Source organism: Loigolactobacillus zhaoyuanensis (assembly GCF_003946385.1).
Taxonomy (GTDB): Bacteria; Bacillota; Bacilli; order Lactobacillales; family Lactobacillaceae; genus Loigolactobacillus; species Loigolactobacillus zhaoyuanensis.
Window position 1 is genome coordinate 1 of the sequence record NZ_RHOE01000037.1, and the last position, 23,535, is coordinate 23,535.

Here is a 23,535-nt window from a genome sequence, read left to right on the forward strand (position 1 = left end):
TCAGGAACTAAAAAAATCAGAGCGCTCGCAACAGGCTCTGATCTCAACTAATAATTGAATCCGATAACAACCTGAGTATACAAATTTTTTTGTGCTTTGGCTACCCTTTTGTTTTGTATACTCATTTTTTAATTCTTTTCATAAAAAAAATCCAGGTTTCCCCGGATTTATGCTTACATACCAGTATCTTCAGAAACGAATGGCAATAATGCCATAATCCGTGACCGTTTGATTGCGATTGTAATTTTACGTTGGTTCTTAGCACTTGTGCCAGTAACCCGACGTGGCAAAATCTTACCACGTTCTGAAATAAAACGACGTAATAAGTCAGTATCCTTGTAATCGATATGTTCAATATGATTAGCAGCGATAAAATCAACTTTACGACGACGACGTCCGCCTCTACGTTGTTGAGCCATAGCTTATTCCTCCCTCAAATTACCAGTGCTAGAATGGCAAGTCATCATCGGAAATATCAATCGATTCACCATTATTTGCAAATGGATCATTAGGATTGCTATTTGCGCTGCTGGCAGGACCATTGCTAGGCGCTGAATTAGTTGTTGATTGAGGAGCTTGATTGAATGCATTACTGCTATCAAAGTTGTTAGCTTGATTATTATTGTTATAACCACCGTTACTTTGACCACCGCCTTGTTGGCGATGCTCATCAGCAGAACGTGATTCTAACAGTGAGAAATTATCGGCAACGACTTCGGTTACGTAGACACGTTGGCCTTCAGCATTGTCGTAATTCCGTGTTTGAATCCGTCCTTCGATACCAACCAATGACCCTTTATGGGTGAAATTAGTAAAGTTTTCGGCTGATTTACGCCACATCACACAATTAATAAAGTCAGCTTCACGTTCGCCATTACGGTTAGTGAACTGGCGATTAACTGCTAAAGTGAATGAAGCAACTGCTGCACCACCACTGGTATAACGTAATTCAGCATCACGGGTCAAACGTCCAATCAGGACTACTCGATTGATCATTCTATCGCTCCCCCTTCTTAAAAATTTTTAATGTTTATTAGTCTTCTACGCGTGTGATCATATGACGTAAAATATCGTCACTGATTTTAGCCAGACGGTCGAATTCATTAAGTGGTGCATCATCGTCAGTTGTTACCTTAATTAAATGGTATAAACCTTCGCGATACTTCTTAATATCGTACGCTAAGCGCCGTTTCGACCAGTCCTTTGATTCAACCACTTCAGCACCGTTATCGCGTAAGATACCGTCAAAACGTTCAACTAAAGCTGTTTTAGCTTCGTCATCAATATCAGGACGCACGATGTAAAGAATTTCATATTTCTTTGATTGAGCCATGACTGTTCACCTCCTTATGGTCTTTAAGGTCCTTACCCAAATGTAAGAACAAGGAGAATCTAAAACTTTAGATACTCACAAAGTAAAATTATAGCATGCGCCACCTGAACTTTCAACTTTGTTTTCTTTTTTTTAAATCAGCTCGATCTGTCGTCAACTTTTAAACCATCGGTAAATTGCCTCAATCAACAGCACTCAACAAAAAAGCATTTCCTCGTCGTCTATAGATAAACTACGCGAAAATGCTTTTATATTTTTAAAAAAATTAAAATTATTCTTGATCGTCATCCTGATCAGATTCAGCCCGGCGGACTAATTCATCCACTTGTGCTGAATTTTGCTCAGTTGGTGCTTCAGTAGTACCGATTACAGCATCATTTTCCGCTTTACCTTCAGTATCAGCTGCTGGTTCTTCATCTGCAGCAGCGACCTTAGTCATGGTTGCAACCATGGCCTCATCATCGACCCGAATCAAGCGTACGCCAAGTGTTGCCCGACCAGTTTGTGAAACGTCACGAACGTGGAAACGAATCACGACACCAGTATTGGTGATCAGCATAATGTCTTCGTCACCTTTGACCGTCGCTAAACCAGCTAACGGACCATTTTTCGTGCTGACGTTAACGGTCTTGATCCCTTTACCGCCACGACCCTTGATTGGGTATTGCGCAGCTGGTGTCCGTTTACCATAACCCTTTTCAGAAATGATCAGAACTTCGCTGTCAGGCGCCAAGATATCGGAACCTACGACGTAATCATCTTCGCGCAGCCGGATCCCGCGGACCCCAGTTGCTGAGCGGCCCATTGAACGCACCGCCGTTTCAGCAAAGCTGACCGCGTAGCCTAAATGCGTCCCGATAATGATGTTTTGCTTGCCATCAGTCAAGCAAACGTTGATCAGTTCATCGCTTTCCTTCAACGTGATGGCTTTAAGCCCATTACTCCGGATATTGCGGAACTCACTAACTGCAGTTCGTTTAGTAACCCCTTCACGCGTGGTAAACATCAGATAATTATCGCTGGCATCAGCGGCTACATTCACAACCGTTTGGATGCGTTCACCAGAATCGATGCCCAATAAATTGATCACTGGGATACCTTTGGCAGTCCGGCCATATTCAGGTATTTCATAGCCTTTAGCCTGGTAAACTTTACCGGTATTGGTGAAGAATAACAACATATCATGGGTCGAAGTGAAGACTAAATGTTCAATAAAGTCATCATCATGGATCCCCATACCTTGAATTCCGCGGCCACCACGATTTTGCGTCTTAAATTCAGATGCTGGCAAACGCTTGATGTAGCCATTATGGGTCAAGGTGATCACAACGTCTTCTTCTTCGATCAAGTCTTCGTCTTCCAGACTCAACACTTCACCGATCAATAATTCCGTCCGCCGTTTGTCGCCAAACTTATTCTGAATTTCCAATAATTCTTGATAAATAATATTGTGGATTCGCTCTGGTTTAGCCAGAATATCTTCATAATCCGCAATCTTTTTCATCAATTCTGAATATTCAGCCTCGACCTTATCGCGTTCCAAACCAGTTAAACGAACCAAGCGCATGTCTAAAATAGCTTGTGCTTGCTTATCGTCTAATTCGTAGTGCTCGATCAGTAACGCTTTCGCCACTTCACCCGTTTTTGAACTACGGATGATGCGAATGATCTCATCGATATGATCCAAAGCAATTCGCAAACCAGCTAAGATGTGCGCGCGCGCCTGGGCTTTGCGCAAATCAAATTCAGTCCGCCGGTGAATCACTTCTTCTTGATGCTTCAGGTAATATTGCAAGATTTCCTTCAGCGACAATAACCGCGGCGCATTATCAACGATGGCCAGCATATTAAAGCCAAATGACGTCTGCATTGGGGTCAATTTATATAAATTGTTCAAAACGACTGACGCCGACATATCACGCCGGATATCAATGACGATCCGCATCCCATCACGATCAGATTCATCGTTTAGGTCAGTAATACCTTCTAGCCGCTTGTCGCGGGCTAATTCAGCGATCCGTTCAACTAATTTTGCCTTGTTGACCATATACGGAATTTCATCAACAATAATACGCTCTTTGCCGTTCTTTTCTTCCTGAATCTCGGTTTTAGCCCGTAAAGTGATCGTGCCTTTCCCGGTTTCATAAGCTCGGCGAATACCAGATTTACCCATGACCAGACCACCAGTTGGAAAATCAGGCCCAGGAATGGCTTCCATCAAATCGGCAGTGGTCACATCAGGATTATCCATCAACATGTGCAGCCCGCTGATCACTTCAGCTAAGTTATGCGGTGGAATATTGGTCGTCATACCAACGGCGATCCCCGTTGCCCCATTAACTAATAAGTTAGGGAAACGTGCCGGTAAAACAACGGGTTCCTTTTCGCTACCGTCATAGTTATCTTGATAATTGATGGTATCTTTGTTGATATCGCGCAACATTTCGGTAGCAATTTTGCTCATCCGGGCTTCGGTATAACGCATTGCAGCTGCGCCGTCACCATCGACAGAGCCAAAGTTCCCGTGTCCATCAACTAACATGTAACGATAACTAAAGTCTTGTGCCATCCGCACCATCGATTCATAAATCGCTGAATCACCATGTGGATGATACTTACCCATAACGTCACCGACGATCCGGGCAGATTTTTTATATGGTTTGTCCGGGGTGATCCCTAATTCACTCATCCCATAAAGAATACGCCGATGGACAGGCTTTAGCCCATCACGCACATCAGGTAAAGCCCGTGCCACGATAACACTCATTGCATAATCTAGGAATGAGGTCCGCATGGTTTTGGCTAAATTGACGTCTTGAATCCGCTGATTTAGTGGTTCATCTGCCATTAACTATTAACTCCCTTCAAACACGTTTACGCTAAATTAATTGTAAAAATCAGCCTAGCGGTAAGTACAAATTTAGACATCCAAATTTTCAACATAATGTGCGTTATCTTCAATGAATTTCCGCCGTGGTTCGACTTTATCGCCCATCAACATTGAAAAGACTTCGTCGGCTTCCTTGGCGTCGGTCACATCGACCCGTAATAGCCGCCGATAATCGGGATCCATTGTTGTTTCCCATAATTGTGAGGCATCCATTTCACCAAGCCCTTTATAGCGCTGGATCACTGGCTTAGGACTAGGTTGTAACGTGCCCAAAACTTGGTTCAATTCCTCATCAGAATCAATGTAGCGTTGCATCTTACCTTGGCGTACTTGATACAACGGTGGCTGCGCAATATAAACGTAACCAGCTTCAACCACTGGCCGCATAAAGCGATAGAACAAGGTCAATAGCAACGTGCGAATATGCGCACCATCAACATCGGCATCGGTCATGATGATCAACTTGTGATAGCGGGCCTTAGACAAATCAAATTCATCGCCAAAGCCAGTCCCCATCGCCGTAAACAATGTCCGAATTTCTTCGTTGGCTAAAATACGATCAATGGTCGCTTTTTCAACGTTCAAAATCTTACCGCGGATCGGCAGAATCGCTTGCGTTAAGCGCGAACGCCCTTGCTTAGCTGAACCACCGGCAGAATCCCCTTCGACGATAAACAATTCAGAGATTTCAGGATCTTTACTGGAGTTATCCGCTAATTTACCAGGTAAATTACTAATTTCTAAGCCAGATTTTTTCCGTGTCACTTCCCGAGCGCGCTTAGCAGCTAAGCGTGCTTTTGATGCTAATAGTCCTTTGTCGACGACTTGTTTAGCAATTTTCGGATTCTCCATCAAATAACGTGAGAATGTTTCCGCAAAAGTATGATCAGTCACGGTCCGTGCATCTGAGTTACCTAATTTAGTTTTAGTCTGACCCTCAAATTGTGGGTCTGGATGCTTAATGCTGACTACTGCCGTCATGCCTTCACGGACATCTTCACCGGATAAATTACCTTCGTTGTCCTTCATCAATCCATTTTTATGCGCATAGTCATTGATCACCCGGGTCAAGGCTGTTTTAAAACCAGCTTCATGGGTACCACCTTCGTACGTATGGATATTATTGGTGAAGGTCATCAAGTTAGTGTGGTAATCTTCGGTGTATTGCAGTGCGACTTCCACTGTAATACCCTTTTCGATCCCCTCAACGTAGATTGGTTCTGGGAATAGATCTTGCTTACCCTCGTCTAGAAATTCAACGTAACTTTTAATACCGCCTTCATAATGAAATTCTTGCCGACTTGGTTCGTCACCACGCAAATCTTCAATGGTGATCCGTAAGCCTTTATTTAAAAAGGCCAACTCACGAATGCGCGTCGTTAGAATTTTAATATCATAAACGGTAGTTTCTTGAAAAATATCTGGATCGGGCCAGAAACGAACGATCGTCCCATGTTCGTGCTCAGGCGCAGTCCCGACATCTTTTAACTGGTGGGCGACCTTCCCCCGTGCAAAGTCCATATCATAACGATGGCCTTCTTTGATCACTTCAACGGTCAATTTAGACGACAATGCGTTAACGACTGAGGCACCAACACCATGCAGACCGCCAGAAACTTTGTATCCGCCGCCGCCAAATTTACCCCCAGCATGAAGTACGGTAAAAATCGTTTCAACTGCAGGCCGACCTGTTTTTTGTTGCAGATCAACGGGGATCCCACGACCATTATCGGTTACGCGGATCGAGTTGTCTTTTTCAACTGTTACATTGATCTCATTGGCAAATCCAGCTAAGGCTTCATCGATACCATTATCCACAATTTCCCATACCAAATGATGGAGACCTTGTGATGAAGTCGTCCCGATGTACATCCCTGGCCGTTTACGTACTGCTTCTAAGCCTTCAAGGACTTGAATCTGGCTCGCGTCATACGACTTAGCCAGCTCTTCTAAGCGTTCTTCTTTTTTCTCTGCGTCCGTCAAGTAAGTTTTCCTCCTATAGTCGATTGATCATTCCGAATCTGTCGTCTGTTGTAATTGACCTTGGGCAATCTGAAATACCCGCGGTGCTTCGATCATTGTTTTAGCCACGCCACTTAAACTGGTCGTGGTCAGAAAAGTTTGCACCTTGTTCTGGATCGCTTTTAGTAAGTGAGTTTGCCGCGTATCATCAAGTTCTGATAACACATCGTCGAGCAACAACACTGGATACTCACCAGTTTGTTCTTTCATCAAATCAATTTCGGCTAATTTAACTGCTAGTGCTGTGGTTCGCTGCTGGCCTTGTGAGCCAAACGTTTGCACGTTTTTAGCATTAACTAAAAAACGAACATCATCCCGATGCGGACCGACTAAAGTCGTGCCTTGCTCGATCTCATGATCTACATCGGTATGTAATGCTTGTTGCAACGAATGATCCGCCTTAAGTTGCGTCACATACTCAAAGGTTAGCTGCTCGCGACCTTTGCTGATGTCATGGTGCAAAATCTGTGCCCAACCTTCCAACTTGGCTAAAAAATCAAGTCGTTGCTGAATAATTGCACTACCATATTCTGCTAATTGATCCGATAGCACTTCTAAAAATACCCGGTCAGTTGCTTGCTTATACTTTAATTGTTTTAAATATTGATTGCGTTGCCGCAAAACTAACTTGTATTGACTAATATTGTATAAATATTTAGGACTCATTTGGCCGAATTCCATGTCGATAAAACGGCGCCGCACTGCTGGTGCCCCTTTAACTAAGGATAAATCCTCCGGTGCAAACAAAATCACATTTAGTTGGCCAACATATTGTGACAACTTAGCCTGTTCTAAATGATTGATTTTGGCTTTCTTACCTTTTTTACTGATCACCAATTCCAACGGCACCTTACCGCTACTTTTTTGCACTAGACCAGTAATTTTGGCAAAATCAGCCTGCCAATTAATAAAATCCTTTTCATTATGGGTGCGGTGACTTTTAGTCAGCGCCAACACATAAATAGCCTCCAGCAAGTTAGTCTTACCTTGCGCATTCTCACCTAGCAACACGTTAACGCCTGGCGAAAAATCAACAGCCAGACGTGCATAGTTACGATAATCAGTTAACTGCAAATGATCGAGGTACATCAGTCAACATCCTGATCATCCGTTGCTGTCCGCAAAAAAAAGCTGCCTGTATCTGGAATTTCAACCGCATCGCCAGCGACTAACTTACGGCCGCGTCGATCCTCCGGTATTCCATTTACAAAAACAGTCTGCTCACGTAAAAACCACTTAGCTTGTCCGCCAGAATCAATCAAGGCCTGATCCTTTAATAGTTGACCTAACGTTAAATAAGCTGTCTCGAGGTAGACAATTTTCTTCAAATCCTTATCCCCACGCTTCCATTATGAAAAAGGCGCCAAATTAGTGACTGCCACCTTGCTCATAGACTGTAAAACGATCAATGACCGTTTTAATACTCTCTACATTATACCTTTTTATTAGTGAAAATACAATTGAATCGGCTAATTTTAGCCGTCTAACGCAATCTAATTTAAAATAATCAAAAGACACTAGCAATGATAAAAAGGGCTAAAAATAAAAAACAGGCGCATATAAGCCCAATCAGCGTTTTTTTATCAAATATTTTGCACAAAAAAATAGTGTCGCCATTAAGCGACACTATTTCAACCTTAAAATGTTCGTACTGGCGTGATCAATTGAATAAAATGATCGGCGTCTTCAGTTGGCACCAACGTAAATGGTCGCAGCGCTGAAGTAAATGCAACGTGAATTTCAGTTTGGCCAAATGAGCGCAACGCATCCTTCATGTAATCAGGATTAAACGAAATCTCTAATGCTTCACCAGCAAGATTTTGACCGTTTAATGATTCTTCTACGTTCCCGACATCAGGGGAATTCCCATAGATCGTTACTTGGCTCGTCGCTGGATCTAGAGCTAATTTAACCACATTGTTGTGACTTTCGTGTGACAACAAAGAAGCCCGTTCAATGGCCGATAATAATTGTGGCGCATTGAAATCAACTTGGGTCGAAGAACTAGTTGGGATCAAGCGCGAAGTTTCTGGATAATTTCCCTCTAACAAACGTGAATAGAAGGAAGTAGTACCCGCAACAAAGAGAACTTGGTTTTCAGCGATCCGCATCTCAACGGTTTCCACGTCATCCCCAAGTGTCCGCGACAGTTCAACTAAGCTCTTACCAGGAATAATGACGTCATAGTGGATATCAGCGTCAATATCTAATTTAATTTTACGTTGGCTCAAACGATGACTATCCGTCGCAACGGCTAATAGCGTTTGGTCAGCTAAAACTAAATGGATCCCGGTTAATATCGGCCGGCTTTCTTGATTGGAAACCGCAATTACGGTTTGCGCAATCAGTTGTTTCAAAACGGCAGCATCTAAAACGATCGGTTTGTCAGTATCGATCACTGGCAAGTTAGGATAATTGTTCGCATCGAGACCATTGATCGTAAAAGCCGCTGAACCAGAACGTAATTCCGTTTGAAAATTATCTTTAACTTCTAAAGTCATATTATCTTCAGGTAATTTCTTAACGATCTCACCAAAGAAACGTGCTGGTAACACGATCGAACCAGTTGAACCAACTTCAAGTTCGTTTTTTTCATCATCAGCGGAGATAAAAGCTTCAATGGAAATATCAGCATCACTACCAGTTAACATCAACCCAGCTTCAGTCAAGACGAGTTTTAGCCCCGTCAATATGGGAATAGTTGTTTTAGATGAAATTGCCCGTTGAACATCATTTAAGTTTTTAACGAATAGTGAGCGATTAATAGAAAATTGCATTGGTTGAAGAACCTCCTTTTTTGGGTACAGACACCTAACCATAAATGGTTAGCGTTAGTTATATTATATAAAAGATTTTAAAGTAATAGTAGTAGGCCCTGTGAATGCTGTGGAAAACACAGAAACGGCTTAGATACGAAAGATATCCACATGTGCACAACCTGTGGATATCTTTGTGAGTAACCAGCCACTTATCCACATGACTAATTTGAACGTAAATTATTTTTTAGTTCACGAATGTCATTTTGTAGTCGCTCGTTTTGGTCTAAAGCCTGTGCAATTTTTTCATGCGCATGAATAACGGTTGTGTGATCTTTACCGCCAAATGATTTACCAATCTTAGGTAAGGAGTTATCGGTCATTTCACGAGCTAAGTACATGGCGATCTGTCGTGGCATAACGATAGTTTTAACGCGTTTCTTACCTTTTAGATCAGCAACCGACACTTCATAATATTTAGCCACTTCATTTTGGATATCGGCAATTGATAGGCCATTATTCTTACCAGCTAATTTGAGGTTCTTCAAAGCATCAGCCGCTAAACTAGTTGAAATCGTTAGGTGCTTCATTGTGGCGTAAGCTTGTACCCGCACTAAAGCACCCTCCAATTCACGAATATTGGAATCGATTTGCCCGGCAATGTAGCTTAAGGTTTCGTCGGGGATCCGTAATTGCTCAGCATCGGCCTTGTTACGCAAAATTGCGATCCGGGTCTCCAGGTCTGGTGGCGTAATATCCACAGATAACCCCCACTTAAAGCGTGAAACTAAGCGTTCTTGTAGTTTAGGGATTTCATTAGGTAAGCGATCTGAAGTCAGAACAATTTGTTTCTTATCATCATATAAAGCGTTAAAAGTATGGAAGAATTCTTCCTGTGTTCCCTCTTTATCAGCAAAAAACTGAATATCATCGACTAATAATAGGTCGACGCTACGATATTCCTGCCGAAACTGTTCCTGCTGCCGCGTTTGGATCGAATTGATGAAATCATTGGCAAAAGCCTCTGAGGTCACGTACTTAACCTTAGCCTCTGGTCGTAAAGTTAACATCTGATGGCCAATTGCGTGCATTAAATGGGTTTTACCTAAACCAACACCACCATAGAAGAACAGCGGATTATACATCGTCCCCGGTTCTTCTGAAACGACTAGCGCAGCTGCGTGAGCCATTTGATTACCTTTACCCGTCACGAAAGTGTCAAAGGTATAGCGACTATTTAAATGCGTTGGCCGCATAAAAGTTGGGGTAATTGTTGCAGTGTTGCGCTCCCCAACTTCTTCTTTCGGCGATATGGTAGTGGTCAGTGGGGTTTCATCATGCGTGGCAGTCTGAATGATCGGTGTAATTTCGCCGCCAGTATGCTGATAAACGTATTCAACCACTTTTGTAGCCAAGTTGCGTTCCCAATAATCTTTTTGTAGATCTTCGGGAACTTCGATAATGAGCTGATTCTGGTTTAACGCGATCGGTTTCGCAGTGGTGACCCAGGTTTTATACCCCACGGGGGTAAGCGAACGCTGAAGTTCATCCCGAATTATCGCCCATAAATCTTCCAATTCAGGCACAAAAACGCCTCCTTTTTAAAAACATATCTTTATTTTAGCATTCTATAAAAAAGTTTTCCACAACTTTCGTTGGAAGGAAGAAGTTGGGTAAACTTATAAACAAGCTGTTTAAAAACGTTATCCACAGGCAGGCTTTGCTTGTGAATAACTAGCTATAAAAATGAGCTTGATAACAAAGTAATGTTAATAAGCAATGCTGATATAGTGAATGTTTCACGACTTATGCACAGAAATAAATAAAAAGTTGATAGACTTTTACCAGCTTGTTATTTTGTGGATAAGTTGGGGAAGACGTTGTGCGCTGCGTTTCAAAAGTAAAGGCTTAATCAACAAGATATCCACAGGAAAAGTGATTTATTAACTTTGTTTTGTGGATAACTTTATTTTTTTTGAGTTTCATTTAAAGCCGGGATATGCTATTATATTCTGGTAATTGCTATTGACGTCAGTGTATTAAGTTCGTTATACTAGAAAATAACTGATTAAATAGATTTAATATGCTTTAAAACTTATTTTTTGCGAGGAGGTTAATCGCACATGTCAACAAAACGCACATACCAACCAAAGAAACGTCATCGTGAACGTGTCCATGGTTTTATGAAACGAATGAGCACTAGCGCTGGTCGTAATGTTTTACAACGTAGACGCCAAAAAGGCAGAAAAGTATTGTCTGCATAGACCACTGACCCTAGTGGTCTTTTTTATTATTTTTGGTGAGTAACCGTATTTGGTTGCTCACAGTACATATGGAACTTGGAGTAATCAAATACGTCATGAGAAAATCTTATCGAGTCAAAAAAGAAGCTGATTTCCAAACTGTTTTCCTAGCCGGGAATTCTAAAGCTAATCGTAATTATGTGGTATATAAGCTTGAGAAGCCGGGGCAAAAGCATTTTAGAGTTGGTATTTCAGTGGGCAAGCGCGTAGGTAATGCGGTTCATCGTAATCAGGTGAAGCGACGTATCCGCCAAAGCCTGCAAGAACTAAAGCCACAATTAAAAACAGACGTCGACTTTTTAGTCATCGCGCGGCCACACGCGGATCGACTAACCCAGGTAGAGGCTAAGGCTAATCTTATTCACGTCTTGACTCTGGCTGACTTACTAACGGATGAAGTGAGGGAATAAGCGTGAAAAAGAAGAAGCGACTGCTCGGCGGTGCTGGGCTCTTTACCTTAGTTTTATTCTTAGCTGGTTGTAGTACTAAACCGGTAACTGGTAGCAGTACTGGTTTTTGGGATCACTATATTATTTGGAATTTCTCGCGCGCAATCGTGTGGTTATCCAATTTATTTGGTGGCAGCTACGGTATCGGGATCATTGTCTTTACCATTATTATCCGCATCATTATTTTACCGTTAATGCAGTATCAGATGAATAGTTCGCGCAAGATGATGGATATTCAGCCACAGATGAAGGCTTTGCAGGCGAAATATTCTTCACGTGACGTCGATACACAACAGAAATTGCAAGGTGAAATGTCGAAACTGTACAAGGATGCTGGCGTGCATCCTTTTGCCAGCATGTTACCATTAGTGGTGCAGATGCCAGTTTTGATTGCTTTATACCAAGGAATTCAGCGAACTTCTGTCTTACGTTCAGGCACATTCTTATGGATGGAACTGGGCAAAGCAGATCCATACTTTATTTTGCCAATTTTAGCGGCGGTCTTGACCTTTGCCACCTCTAAACTGACAATGATGGGGCAGGCACAGCAAACAGGGATCCAGAACGTTCTGATGCTCTGGGGGATGCCAGTCATGATCTTGTTCATGGCGTTAAGTTTACCTTCAGCATTAGCGGTTTACTGGGTCGTCACCAACGCCTTTTCAGTTGGGCAAACTTTGTTATTAATGAATCCCTTTAAGTTACGTGCTGAACGGGAAGCGAAAGAGCAGAAAAAGCGTGATCTTGAGCGCCAGCTGACCAAGGCACGGCGTGGTAAAAAGCGTAAATAGTCTTTAATGATATAATTTAGTTAAGTAGCTGAAACCAAAGCGATTTTGGTTTCAGCTTTTTTAATTAACTTAGTTGAGTTGGGGTGACTGGTTTTGCCTGCTAAAATTGTGTAGACTAGAGAGTGTCTAAAAAGGTGTCTGTAGTTATGACGCAGGTAGTTTTTAAATAAGCGCAATCTATTTCCAGTAGCCAAATATTAATTCTAAAATTTGACTGAAGAAAACGAAAAGACAAGGAGCTTTTATTTATGGCGACATTTGAAGGAAGCACGATCCAAACTGCCATTCAAAAAGGGCTGACCCATCTAAATTTGGAGCGGGATGCAGTTAATGTCGAGGTCGTGTCAGAAGGGCGCAAAGGATTTCTGGGACTAGGTCGTAAGCCAGCAATTGTTTCATTAACTGCTTTAACTGTACCGGCTAAAACAGTGTTGCCGCCAGTAGTTAAGCCAGCGACCGATACTGTTGCTGCGGCGACGGTTGAGCAACCCCAGCAAATGACCCCAGCGCATAAGCATGATGATGATCAGGCACTAACAGCAGTTACTGCTTATTTGACGGCTATGGCGACTGCGATCGATGCGCCAGCCAGCTTAGCAGTACAACGAGCATCGAAGAATCGATTGACGATTCAGCTAACAACTGAAAAAGAAGGACTACTGATCGGCCATCATGGTAAAACAATTAACGCGCTCCAATATTTAGGTCAAGTCTATCTTAACCACCATGCGCATTCGAAATTTGTTTTGTTGCTGAATGTTGGCGATTATCGCGAACGGCGTAACGGAATTCTAGCGCGCTTAGCTGATAAAACGGCGCGGGAAGCGATTGCGACTGGCCAAGCGACTTTGTTGGAACCAATGCCAGCATTTGAGCGCAAACAAATTCATGCACATCTAGCCGATAGCCCCCATGTAGCGACTTTTTCTGAAGGGGACGAACCACATCGCTATGTTGTAATTGCGCCCAAGCCACACGTTGGTTAAAGTTAAGCGCGCTTAACTAGCCATTTAAAGAAAAAATTGTTGACAAATGGTAAGTCAACTTTTATAGTAGGCATAAATATGAGTTCGATAAAGTAGTCAAGGTGCTTTGTCACGTCCGAAAACCAAGGGGCGTGGTGTAGGCGCTTTTTTTGTTGAAAAAAATGGGAAGGAAGTTATTTCATGGCGAATACAACCACAGAGTTTGATACGATCGCAGCTATTTCAACGCCGCCGGGTGAAGGGGCGATCTCGATCGTTCGCTTATCAGGTGAGGATGCTTTACCGATCGCAGGTAAGATTTTTAAAGGTTGCGATCTGCAAAGTGTCGCTAGTCATACGATCAATTATGGCCATATCATTGATCCGGAAAATGGTGAAGTGGTCGATGAAGTCATGGTTTCCGTGTTGCGGGCACCTAAGACTTATACACGTGAAGAAATGGTTGAAATCAACACACATGGCGGCATTGTGGCGACTAATCATGTCTTACAGCTACTGCTCAGTCATGGCGCACGTTTAGCGGAGCCTGGTGAATATACTAAGCGCGCTTTTCTCAATGGACGGATCGATTTAACCCAAGCAGAATCTGTAATGGATCTGATCCGCGCTAAAACTGATCGCGCCATGCAAGTAGCAGTTAACCAGCTTGACGGTAATCTATCGCGCTTGATCAAAAATATTCGTCAGGAAATCCTTGATGCTTTGGCCCAGGTTGAAGTAAACATCGATTATCCCGAGTATGATGCGGTGGAGACCATGACAACGCAAATGTTGCTGGAAAAAGCAACGACAGTCAAAAAACAAATTGAGCAGCTGCTGGCAACGGCTAGTCAAGGCAAAGTTTTGCGCGAGGGGCTAGCAACTGCGATTGTTGGCCGGCCTAACGTGGGTAAATCCAGTTTATTGAACTACTTACTCCATGAAGATAAGGCGATCGTTACCGACGTTGCGGGCACGACCCGTGATGTTATCGAGGAATACGTTAATGTACGTGATGTCCCATTAAAATTGATCGACACAGCTGGTATTCGTGAGACCAGCGATAAGGTTGAAAAAATTGGGGTTGAACGTTCGCGGCAAGCAATCACGCAGGCAGACTTAGTACTGCTGATTTTAGATAATAGTGAAGCTTTAACGGATGAAGATCGAGCGTTGCTAACGGCAACTCAAGCGAAGAAGCGATTAATTATTTTAAATAAAACCGATCTGCCAGTCAAATTAGATGAAGTTGAGTTGCAACAGACGGTAGCACCCGAGGATATTATTGCTATTTCTGCGCTTACTGCCACAGGTGTGGATCAGCTGGAGCAACGAATTGCGGATCTATTCTGGGGTGGCATTGATAACAGCCAAAGCACGACCTTAGTTAGCAATGCACGCCAAATTGGCTTGCTCAATCAGGCTAAACAGGCGTTAGAGGACGTTTTAGCTGGAATCAAGGCGGAAATGCCAGTTGATTTGATTCAAATTGATATGACGCGTAGTTGGGAGTTACTAGGTGAAATCACGGGTGACGCCTATCAAGATGAATTATTGAATCAATTATTTAGCCAATTTTGTCTAGGTAAGTAACTTTAGAGAGCTGATCAAGCGCGCTTGAAGTGGCGCTTGATTTTAATGATGGAGGGAAATTAAGCGATGGAAGTACGCGAATATGACGCGCAAAATTATGATGTAATTGTAGTCGGTGCAGGACATGCTGGTTCCGAGGCGGCCTTAGCAGCAGCACGGATGGGTAATGAGACCTTATTGTTAACGATCAACTTAGACATGGTGGCATTTATGCCTTGTAATCCGTCAGTTGGTGGTCCAGCAAAAGGGATCGTTGTCCGCGAAATCGATGCTTTAGGTGGCGAGATGGCACATAATATTGATAAAACTTATGTCCAAATGCGGATGTTGAATACGGGTAAAGGCCCTGCAGTTCGCGCGCTACGGGCCCAAGCTGACAAGCACGCTTACCATCAGGCAATGAAAGATACAATTGAAAACCAGCCACATTTGACCCTACGTCAAGGAACGGCTGATCGTTTATTGGTTGAAGATGGCGCTTGCGTCGGCATCGTTGCTAATACCGGGGCACGTTATCGCGCTAAAAGTGTTGTTTTAGCCGCTGGAACAGCGTCACGCGGGAAGATTATTATTGGCGAGTTAATGTATTCATCTGGTCCGAATAATTCCCAACCATCAAACCAATTATCGTTGGATCTAATTGAACATGGCTTCAAGCTACGCCGCTTTAAAACCGGGACACCACCACGAGTTGATGGCACAACGATCGATTATTCAGTTACATCAGAGCAACCGGGTGATCAAGAGGTTAATCATTTTAGTTATGACACGCCTGATTCAGTTTATTTAAAGGATCAGATTTCTTGTTGGCTGACTTATACTAACCCCACCACGCATAAAATTATTCGTGATAATCTAGATCGTGCGCCAATGTTTTCTGGCGTTATCGAAGGTGTGGGACCACGTTATTGCCCTTCAATTGAAGATAAAGTTGTTCGTTTTGCTGACAAAGATCATCATCAGTTGTTCTTGGAACCTGAAGGCCGTAACACTGAAGAATGGTACGTCCAAGGCTTTTCAACTTCGATGCCGGAAGAAGTTCAGCAAAAAATGTTGCACTCAGTGGTCGGCTTAGAACATGCTCAAATGATGCGTCCGGGGTATGCAATCGAATATGACGTAGTTGAACCTTACCAATTACGGCCAACCTTAGAGACGAAAATTTTGCGTAATTTATTTACCGCTGGTCAAATGAATGGGACTTCTGGCTATGAAGAAGCAGCCGGTCAAGGTTTACTAGCAGGAATCAACGCTGGTTTACGGGCTAAAGGTGAAGCAGAGCCATTCATTCTTAAGCGTAGTGATGCTTATATTGGCGTTATGGTCGATGATTTAGTGACTAAGGGTACCAATGAACCTTATCGTTTACTAACTAGCCGCGCTGAATACCGCTTGATCTTGCGGCATGATAATGCTGATTTACGCTTAACACAACGAGGTCATGAATTGGGCTTGATCTCTGACCAACGCTACACTAAGTTTTTGGCTAAAAAAGCAGCGCTTGAAAGTGAACTAGCGCGCTTGAATTCAGTTCGTATCAAACCGAGTGCGACGGTGAATGCATTCTTAGTTGAAAAAGGTGCAACACCACTGAAAGATGGCGTCTTAGCGAGTGAATTCTTACGCCGACCAGAAGTGACTTACGCCGATGTATGCCAATTTATTCCGGCACCAGCCATTGAGTTGGACCGTCGCGTGATCGAGCAGATCGAAATTCAGTTGAAATATGCAGGTTATATTAAAAAGGCCGAAGAGCGTGTTGCCAAGTTGAAGCGGATGGAAGCAAAACAAATTCCAGAGAATATCGATTATGACGCGATCAACGGTTTAGCAACCGAAGCACATCAGAAATTGAAGAAGATCCAGCCAGAAACAATTGCCCAAGCAACGCGGATCAGTGGAGTTAATCCCGCTGATATTGCCATTCTCAGTGTTTACATTGAACAAGGCCGAATCGCAAAAGTTACTGGTTAAGCGTGGATTCAAGCGCGCTTAAAAAAGTCTACAGTGGTAGGCTTTTTTTTGTGGCAAATATTTGCGATTACTAGTGATTCAGTGTTAGGGTTGGTTGAAGATAAGGAGGTTTTAGAATGACACAGCAAATAACTATTGGTAAATCGGCGGTGACCGCTGTTCCATTAGGACTTGGTGCTAATGCGGTTGGCGGAACTAATCTATTTCCTGACCTAGAAGATGCAACGGGAAAGGCAATTGTACGCGCTGGCCTTGATGCGGGTATTAACTTATTGGATACAGCTTTTGCTTATGGCTTAGGTCACTCCGAAGAATTGATTGGCCAGGTGCTAAAAGATTATGAGCGCCACCAAGTGGTTGTAGCTTCCAAAGCTGCGCAGGATATTTCTAGTGGCGAGCAAGTATTAAACAACACGCCTAAATTTCTGCGTCAAGCGGTGGATGACAGTTTACGGCGGTTACAAACTGATTATCTAGATATTTTTTATATTCATTTTCCAGATCAGCAAACGCCTAAAGATGAGGCCATATCGGCGTTAAATGATTTAAAACAGGCAGGTAAGGTTCGTGCGGTGGGTGTTTCTAACTTTAATTTGGCGCAGGTCAAGGAAGCTAATCGTGATGGCTATGTTGATGTGGTTGAAAATCAATATAGTTTATTACATCGGGATGCGGAACGCGATATGATGCCCTATTTGCAGCAACAACAGATCAGTTTTGTGCCGTATTTCCCATTAGCTTCGGGACTGTTGACTGGCAAATACACGGCTGATGTCACGTTTCCAAGCGCTGATATTCGGCATAAGAACCCTGATTTTCAAGGGACTCGTTTCACAACGATCGTTAAAAAGGTCGCACAACTACAGGCAATTGCGACTGCACATACGGCGACCATTGCCCAGGTGGTTTTGGCTTGGTACGTGCAGAATCCACAAGTTAGCGTCGTTATTCCTGGTGCAAAGAAACCAGCGCAGGTCACGGCTAACGCGCAGGCTTTGACTGTGGCGTTGTCAGCAACTGAATACCAACAGATCGATCAGTTATTTACAACGGTATAATAATTGGTGTTGATCAAGCAAAAAAGGTTCACTGACAGCTGTCAGCGAACCTTTTCTATACCGTTTTACTGATTTGACCGTCGAGAATCTCGTAGATTTGATCGGCATAATCGCGCAATCGTAAATCATGGGTGACCACGACAATGGCTTTGTTTTGACTTTGGGCTAAATCAGCTAGTAACCGGCCGACTTCTTTGACCCGGGCGCTATCCAGCGCTGCGGTGGGTTCGTCAGCTAAGATGATCGCGGGATCAGTATATAATGCGCGGGCAATGGCGACACGCTGTTTTTGGCCGCCAGATAGTTCAGCTGGGTATTTGTGCTGCAACTCAGTGATATCGAGCTGTTTTAATAAATTTTCTAGCTCAGCTGGTGTTAGGTTGCCGTGTTTTTTGACCCGATCAGCCAAGCCAAATTGTTCGCGAACAGTCAGATAAGGAACTAAATTATAGGCTTGCAGGATAAACCCGATTTTGTTTAGCCGTAGCGAATCCCGCTGCTTGGTATTCAGATCATATAATGGTTGCTGATCGAGCTGGACGCTACCGCTATTGGGCGTCTGTAAGCCGCCAGCAATGGTAAGAAAGGTACTTTTACCGGAACCGGATGGACCAATGACTAAGCTTAGTTGCCCAGCTTCAGCAGCAAAGTTAATGTCGTGTAGAACATGAACACGACTAGATTTTTCACCGAAAAATTTATTAATATTCGTTAATTGAATGGCGCTCATTTTCTAACCTCCAATGACACTGACAGGATCGACGCGTAAAATCAGCCGCACTGGGAACAACGCACCAATAATTCCTGTAAGTATCAGGCCTAGTGCGACGGCTGCCAGTATTGGGATATCAAAGGTCATCGGCACGCTGGCGGGAATTACTGCGGCAGTTACCGCTGTCAGCAGGGTGCCGATCAACAAGCCACTGATCACTAGCACCACCGCTTGGCTAATTGTTGCACCGACCAGCGTTTTCGCGGGAATCCCTTGTGCCCGCAGTACGGCATAATTTTGTAACTTTTGTACGGTTAAAATATAAAGGAACACCGCGATAACGATCAACGAAATGATCATTAAAAAGGCGATCATAAAAGTGAAAGTCGAATTCTGTGCTGAATAGCCAGGTAATTTATCAATAAATTGTTGGGTCGAGTAGTGCTTAAGTTGTGAACTAGTGGCTGTAAAGGTACGATCTTGGGAAACGATCGCACTAGCCATGAATGTTGGGCCCATGTTTTTTAGCTGACGCCAAGCGGTCAAGGTACCATAAATCACAGGCGCAACACTTAATTTGGCGTTTTTAGTAAAGCCAACGATTTGGTAACTTTTACTAGCAGAATTAAGCTGCATACGGTCACCCAGTTGGTAGCCGTCATCCTTAAAGGCGGTATCGACGACAATTTCTTGTTTATTAGTTGGTTTGTGGCCGCTGGTCAATTCAAGATTTTTAGCGACAAATTGATCTGCAGCTAAACCAATGAATTGTGCCGAATCTTTTGCGTGACCGCTAGCTTTAGCGACAACCGCAACTTGGCCAAGGTAAGCTTCCTTAGCGCCTAATTTGATGCCAGCTAATTGCTGCTTGGTCAGTAGCGACTGACTAAGATTAACGTTAGCATCTTGATTCAACACGATGCGGTCGATCTGCCAGGAGTCGATTGCGGCTGTGTTTTGCCGGGCTAGGCCCAACGCTAAACTGGTGAGGACAAAGATCAAGTAGCTGATCAAAACGATCATCGCAATGATCAGGCTGTAGCGCAGTTTTTCATGTTTAATTTCTTTTAAAGCTAAAAACATCTAATCATCCTCTCCGACCATTGCTTGTAGCGCGCTAGCTAAGCGTTTTAATGCCGCTGCTTGCGTATCAGGGTATAGTAAAATTTGCTTGATCGTTTCATGGCTTAAAATACCAGCGGCCCAGACGTTGCTAGGTACGTTGGCGGGTGCTGCTGTCGTTGCTGGTGTTAGCAAGGCCTGATTTTGCGTTAAATGATACTTGATCAGCGCATAATAGCGACTAGAACCAGCCTGTTCAACAAATTCGCGCACTTCTTGCAGATAAATCGTGGGGGTAAAAGTTGTAAACGCCGCTCGCGGGATCGTACTGTGAACCTCCTGCATAGCCTGCTGATAAAGGTAGCGATAGGCATCAGGTAGGTCGGTGAAATATTTATAGAACGCACCCCGAGCAATTTGTGCCTGCTGCACAATTCGGGCAACCTGCGCTGTAGCCAAGGGATGCGTGGAAAATTCCTGGAGTAGTGCGTCAGTGATTCGCGCCTGCTTAGTAGCTTCTAAATTGAGAAATGTGGTTGAAACCATTTTGTCCTCCTTAATAAGTGACACCGTGTCAATGTGATTATATTAGCAGGATGGTGACACGGTGTCAACTGTTGTGCAAATAAAAAAGGTCAGTCGTTTTTGACTGACCTTCATCTACCTATTTCAAGGATTCTTTTTGTAATTGTGCCAATAACTGCTGTTGCGCTTGTGCTTGCGCCGCAGTTGTATATTGTTTCTGTAACGCCTGTTGTTGTTCAGTCGTCATTTGTGGATTTTGCTGCAGTGCTGCAGTCATTTTTGCTTTGACAGCGGCTGCCAATTCGGTTTTCGTTTTAGCGGCGGTTACTTTAGCTTGTTTCTGCAATTGTTTTGCTTGTTGCGTGCTGAGGACGACCCAGTTACTGCCAACTTTAAACTCATTATGGCGTGATTTGAAGGTATGATTATTCCCAGTACCGGCAAATAAGGCACGGTAGAAGCCATTACGATAGACATAACGCGTTGTTTTAGTCACAAGTTTTGCGTTTTTAGCACTACTTTTAGTGACGCTACTAGTCGTTTTAATGTCTGCAGGCGTAGTGGTAACTTTTTTCTGCTGGGCACTAGTTTTGTAGATAAAGATTTTTTCTTTACCATTACCTAATGCCTGATACAATAACAGATTGGCACCCGACATGTCAGTTGCTGAAGTTAACGGCTTTTCTGTAGTGGTGGTGACGGTTTTCATGCCCCAATGTTGATCATCATTGACGAACAGCAAGGCAATCGAACCAACCAACAAGACCAACATCAGGCCGGCGATACCATTACGGGTAGCACTACTGTTGTTAGTTGAAATCGTAATGATTGCAAACAGTAACGCGCTTAATAAGACGAGTACGATCAACATTATTTGTCACCTCCTGTGATGCTAGGTGCTTTTTTGTCATGAACGAAGAAGGTTACGAACAAACCAATGATACAGAATAAGGCCGCGACAATGAAGGCAGATTTGTAGCCAGAAACGACTGCGTTCATGGCGTGATCTTTGTATTGTAGTGGTGTGTTATGCAAGACGTGCTTCGCGGGCATGTTGTTAGTCGTGACGTTAGTTAATACACTGATCAGGATGGCAGTTCCGACCGAACTAGCAACCTGACGCAACGTATTGTTGACGGCGGTCCCATGACTGATCAAATTCAGTGGTAAAGCGTTCATACCAGAGGTTGTAACCGGCATCATCACCATGGCGATCCCAAACATCCGGATAGCGTATAGAATAATAACGTTGATCATAGGTGTTGATTTAGTTAAGAAAATAAACGGAATCGTACCGATCGTCAACAAGGTCATCCCGGTAATCGCTAAGTGGCGTGCGCCAAAACGGTCAAACAACCGTCCAGTAATGGGGCTCATAACCCCCATCATGATCGCACCTGGCAATAAAGTTAAGCCAGAATTAAAGGCAGTTTCGCCACGTACGGTTTGGATATACATTGGTAGGACCATTTCGGCACCGACCATCGCCATATTGACCACGCCACTTAAAATTGTGGCAATGGTGAAGGCAGGCGTTTTGAAAACATGTAATTCCAAAAAGGGATGTTCTGAAACTAATTGGCGCCAAGCAAATAGGCCAATAAAGATGATCCCGATCACGATACCGAGGATCACGATCATGCTCCCCCAGCCTTCAGTACCCACTTCGGAGAAGCCGTACAATAAGCTACCAAAACCAATTGTAGAAAGAATCGCGGATAAAATATCCAGCGATGATTTTTTAGTGTCCAAAACTTTACGCATGGTAAAGAAAGAAGCGACAATGACGATTCCAGCGATCGGTAAAATCATGCTGAAAAGTACGCGCCAAGAATAAGTATCGATGACCCAGCCAGAAAGCGTTGGGCCAATGGCTGGGGCTAAACCGATGGCTAGTCCAACAGCGCCCATAGCAGCCCCACGGCGTTCTGGTGGGAAAATTGAAAGCGCGATGGTCTGCATTAGCGGCATGGATAAACCAACGCCGACAGCCTCAACTAAGCGGCCAGTAAGTAATAGTGTGAAATTAGGTGCTTGCCAACAGATCCAAGTACCGATGAAGAAAATCGTCATGGCACTGATATAAAGATACTTGGTACTAAAACGATTGAGTAGCCAAGCACTGATTGGGATCATGATCCCGTTAACCAGTAAAAATCCAGTTGTTAGCCACTGAACAGTAGCGGTAGAAATATCAAAAGCCTTCATTAAGGTTGGGTACGCGGTGGCCAGTAAAGTTTGCGTCAGTACTGTCGCGAATGTCCCAATGATGACGGTTGCCAGCAAAAGGCCACGATTATATGGTTTGCCGTTGGCATCTAAAGGTTGTGCTTGAGCCATGTTATTATCCCTCTTTCATGAAAAAAATCACTGTTGACCACTATAGACCTACTACTTTTCATTGTCAAGAAAATTGACAATGATAGTTGCATATTTGACAAGCGTGTTAACTGTGAGATAATACGACTAGCAAACACGTAGATATGGAGGAGCTTTCATATGAGTTTACAAAAAAAATTAGGCATTGATATTGATCGATTGATTTTTGGTATCAGTCAAATCAGCCAAATGACTGCTATTTCGCCGCGGCAACTGCGTTATTGGGAGAAACGTGGTTATATCAGTTCTTTATCAGAAAAAGATGGCGCTAGTCGCCAATATAACTTAAAAATGACGATTCGGATCATTGGTATCAAGCAATTTTTAGATGAAGGCTACACACTAGCGACCGCTGTGCAAAAAGTGGCCGATTTTGCCAAACGCAATGAATTAATGCGTCATTTTATCATGCAGCGTTTCGAAGGTACGACTGACTTAGCCGGCGAAATGGCGCTGGATTTCGGTGAACTTGACGATGGCCAGCGCATTTATGGCGTGATCCAAGATGGTCACGCTGAATTTAAATTAGTAGAGAATAAATAGTTATAAAATAGATTTAGACGAAAAAGGTGAGATGAAGTGAACCCCCGGTATTGGACCAGAATCCAATACCGGGGGTTTTACTATGACTAAATATACTAAGCAGTTTAAACTGCAGGTGGTTCAAGACTATCTCACTTCTTCGTTAGGGATTGTATTGATTGCTAGAAAGTACCAGATCAA

General features: G+C 43.4%; 22 protein-coding genes. 8 read left to right on the forward strand and 14 right to left on the reverse strand.

Annotated features, from left to right (window positions below):
• Window positions 1-173 precede the first annotated feature (173 nt).
• The 9 genes from rpsR to dnaA form a co-directional block, all read right to left on the reverse strand.
• Entirely contained in the window at window positions 174-419 is a 246-nt protein-coding gene (gene rpsR, locus EKM76_RS08370; RefSeq protein WP_125550222.1) for a 30S ribosomal protein S18, read from the reverse strand.
• Window positions 420-447: 28 nt separating this feature from the next.
• A complete protein-coding gene (ssb, locus tag EKM76_RS08375) occupies window positions 448-996 on the reverse strand; it encodes a single-stranded DNA-binding protein (protein WP_125550223.1) in 549 nt (182 codons plus the stop codon).
• A gap of 37 nt (window positions 997-1,033) precedes the next feature.
• On the reverse strand, window positions 1,034-1,333 hold the full coding sequence (gene rpsF / locus EKM76_RS08380) for a 30S ribosomal protein S6 (protein WP_125550224.1): 300 nt from the start codon (window positions 1,331-1,333) through the stop codon (window positions 1,034-1,036).
• A 271-nt stretch (window positions 1,334-1,604) separates the two neighbouring features.
• Window positions 1,605-4,181: a DNA gyrase subunit A gene (gene gyrA, locus EKM76_RS08385; protein ID WP_125550225.1), complete on the reverse strand. Its 2,577-nt coding sequence runs from the start codon at window positions 4,179-4,181 to the stop codon at window positions 1,605-1,607.
• A 72-nt stretch (window positions 4,182-4,253) separates the two neighbouring features.
• A complete protein-coding gene (gene gyrB, locus EKM76_RS08390; RefSeq protein WP_386794888.1) occupies window positions 4,254-6,167 on the reverse strand; it encodes a DNA topoisomerase (ATP-hydrolyzing) subunit B in 1,914 nt (637 codons plus the stop codon).
• A gap of 66 nt (window positions 6,168-6,233) precedes the next feature.
• A complete protein-coding gene (gene recF / locus EKM76_RS08395; RefSeq protein WP_125550227.1) occupies window positions 6,234-7,334 on the reverse strand; it encodes a DNA replication/repair protein RecF in 1,101 nt (366 codons plus the stop codon).
• Window positions 7,334-7,573 (reverse strand): S4 domain-containing protein YaaA, encoded by a 240-nt coding sequence (gene yaaA, locus EKM76_RS08400; protein WP_125550228.1) that lies wholly within the window; start codon window positions 7,571-7,573, stop codon window positions 7,334-7,336. Before yaaA ends, recF begins: the two co-directional genes overlap by 1 nt.
• A gap of 309 nt (window positions 7,574-7,882) precedes the next feature.
• Window positions 7,883-9,022 (reverse strand): DNA polymerase III subunit beta, encoded by a 1,140-nt coding sequence (dnaN, locus tag EKM76_RS08405; protein WP_125550229.1) that lies wholly within the window; start codon window positions 9,020-9,022, stop codon window positions 7,883-7,885.
• Window positions 9,023-9,225: 203 nt separating this feature from the next.
• Entirely contained in the window at window positions 9,226-10,587 is a 1,362-nt protein-coding gene (dnaA, locus tag EKM76_RS08410) for a chromosomal replication initiator protein DnaA (RefSeq protein WP_125550230.1), read from the reverse strand.
• Window positions 10,588-11,124: 537 nt separating this feature from the next.
• Here dnaA and rpmH point away from each other — a divergent pair.
• The 7 genes from rpmH to EKM76_RS08445 all read left to right on the forward strand — a co-directional run bounded on the left by rpmH (window position 11,125) and on the right by EKM76_RS08445 (window position 18,134).
• Window positions 11,125-11,265: a 50S ribosomal protein L34 gene (rpmH, locus tag EKM76_RS08415; RefSeq protein WP_125550231.1), complete on the forward strand. Its 141-nt coding sequence runs from the start codon at window positions 11,125-11,127 to the stop codon at window positions 11,263-11,265.
• Window positions 11,266-11,360: 95 nt separating this feature from the next.
• A complete protein-coding gene (gene rnpA, locus EKM76_RS08420) occupies window positions 11,361-11,714 on the forward strand; it encodes a ribonuclease P protein component (RefSeq protein ID WP_125550243.1) in 354 nt (117 codons plus the stop codon).
• A 2-nt stretch (window positions 11,715-11,716) separates the two neighbouring features.
• The gene (yidC, locus tag EKM76_RS08425) at window positions 11,717-12,544 is read left to right on the forward strand and encodes a membrane protein insertase YidC (protein WP_125550232.1); all 828 of its coding nucleotides are present in this window, start codon (window positions 11,717-11,719) and stop codon (window positions 12,542-12,544) included.
• 248 nt (window positions 12,545-12,792) lie between these two features.
• Window positions 12,793-13,530 (forward strand): RNA-binding cell elongation regulator Jag/EloR, encoded by a 738-nt coding sequence (gene jag, locus EKM76_RS08430; RefSeq protein ID WP_125550233.1) that lies wholly within the window; start codon window positions 12,793-12,795, stop codon window positions 13,528-13,530.
• Between the two features lie 180 nt (window positions 13,531-13,710).
• Complete coding sequence (mnmE, locus tag EKM76_RS08435; protein WP_125550234.1) at window positions 13,711-15,102, forward strand: tRNA uridine-5-carboxymethylaminomethyl(34) synthesis GTPase MnmE; 1,392 nt, start codon at window positions 13,711-13,713, stop codon at window positions 15,100-15,102.
• Window positions 15,103-15,168: 66 nt separating this feature from the next.
• Window positions 15,169-17,076, forward strand: coding sequence for a tRNA uridine-5-carboxymethylaminomethyl(34) synthesis enzyme MnmG (mnmG, locus tag EKM76_RS08440; RefSeq protein ID WP_125550235.1), 1,908 nt, complete (start codon window positions 15,169-15,171; stop codon window positions 17,074-17,076).
• Window positions 17,077-17,192: 116 nt separating this feature from the next.
• On the forward strand, window positions 17,193-18,134 hold the full coding sequence (locus EKM76_RS08445; protein WP_125550236.1) for an aldo/keto reductase: 942 nt from the start codon (window positions 17,193-17,195) through the stop codon (window positions 18,132-18,134).
• Window positions 18,135-18,189: 55 nt separating this feature from the next.
• Here EKM76_RS08445 and EKM76_RS08450 read toward each other — a convergent pair whose 3' ends face one another.
• The 5 genes from EKM76_RS08450 to EKM76_RS08470 form a co-directional block, all read right to left on the reverse strand.
• Window positions 18,190-18,864: an ABC transporter ATP-binding protein gene (locus tag EKM76_RS08450; protein ID WP_125550237.1), complete on the reverse strand. Its 675-nt coding sequence runs from the start codon at window positions 18,862-18,864 to the stop codon at window positions 18,190-18,192.
• Window positions 18,865-18,867: 3 nt separating this feature from the next.
• Window positions 18,868-19,929 carry an ABC transporter permease gene (locus EKM76_RS08455; RefSeq protein ID WP_125550238.1) on the reverse strand — a complete coding sequence of 354 codons (1,062 nt, stop codon included), beginning with the start codon at window positions 19,927-19,929 and terminating at the stop codon, window positions 18,868-18,870.
• On the reverse strand, window positions 19,930-20,454 hold the full coding sequence (locus tag EKM76_RS08460) for a TetR/AcrR family transcriptional regulator (protein WP_125550239.1): 525 nt from the start codon (window positions 20,452-20,454) through the stop codon (window positions 19,930-19,932).
• Window positions 20,455-20,572: 118 nt separating this feature from the next.
• Window positions 20,573-21,304, reverse strand: a complete 732-nt coding sequence (locus tag EKM76_RS08465) for a DUF4811 domain-containing protein (protein WP_125550240.1) — start codon at window positions 21,302-21,304, stop codon at window positions 20,573-20,575.
• Window positions 21,304-22,773 (reverse strand): MDR family MFS transporter, encoded by a 1,470-nt coding sequence (locus EKM76_RS08470; RefSeq protein WP_125550241.1) that lies wholly within the window; start codon window positions 22,771-22,773, stop codon window positions 21,304-21,306. Before EKM76_RS08470 ends, EKM76_RS08465 begins: the two co-directional genes overlap by 1 nt.
• 159 nt (window positions 22,774-22,932) lie before the next feature.
• Between EKM76_RS08470 and EKM76_RS08475 the strand changes: the two genes are divergently transcribed.
• Window positions 22,933-23,355, forward strand: coding sequence for a MerR family transcriptional regulator (locus EKM76_RS08475; protein WP_125550242.1), 423 nt, complete (start codon window positions 22,933-22,935; stop codon window positions 23,353-23,355).
• Window positions 23,356-23,535: the final 180 nt, after the last annotated feature.